General features: G+C 67.0%; 1 protein-coding gene. It reads left to right on the top strand.

The features are described 5' to 3' along the window. A partial coding sequence (puuE, locus tag J8I34_RS34225) for an allantoinase PuuE (RefSeq protein ID WP_209808604.1) occupies positions 1–812 on the top strand: 812 nt, incomplete at both ends.

Consider the following 812-nt stretch of genomic DNA (forward strand, 5'->3'; position numbering starts at 1 on the left):
CGCTGGCCGGGCGGCGCGCGCGTCGCGCTGCAGTTCGTCCTCAACTACGAAGAAGGCGGCGAGAACTGCGTGCTGCACGGCGACGCCGCCTCCGAGCAGTTCCTCTCCGAGATCGTCGGCGCCGCGGCCTATCCCGACCGCCACATGAGCATGGAGGGCATCTATGAATACGGCTCGCGCGCCGGCGTCTGGCGCATCCTGCGCGAGTTCGAAAAGCGCGGCCTGCCGCTGACCATCTTCGGCGTGTCGATGGCGCTGCAGCGCCATCCGGAGCTGACCCGCGCCTTCGTCGAGCTGGGCCACGAGATCGCCTGCCACGGCTGGCGCTGGATCCACTACCAGAACATCGACGAGGCCACCGAGCGCGAGCACATGCGCATCGGCATGCAGATCATCAAGGACCTGACCGGCTCGATGCCGCTGGGCTGGTACACCGGGCGCGACAGCCCCAACACGCGCCGCCTGGTGGTCGAGCACGGCGGCTTCCTGTACGACTCCGACTACTACGGCGATGACCTGCCCTTCTGGACCGAAGTGGAAGTCACCGGCGGCGAGAAGAAGCCGCACCTGGTGGTGCCGTACACGCTGGACTCGAACGACATGCGCTTTGCCACGCCGCAGGGCTTCAACACCGGCGAGCAGTTCTTCCAGTACCTGAAGGATGCGTTCGACGTGCTGTATGAAGAAGGCGATCCCGCAGGGCAGGACAGCCCCAGGATGCTGTCGATCGGCATGCACTGCCGGCTGCTCGGCCGCCCCGGCCGCTTCCGCGCGCTGCAGCGCTTCCTCGACTACGTGCAGGGCCATGACAA

It is taken from the genome of Cupriavidus phytohabitans (assembly GCF_017815025.1).
Classification (GTDB): domain Bacteria; phylum Pseudomonadota; class Gammaproteobacteria; order Burkholderiales; family Burkholderiaceae; genus Cupriavidus.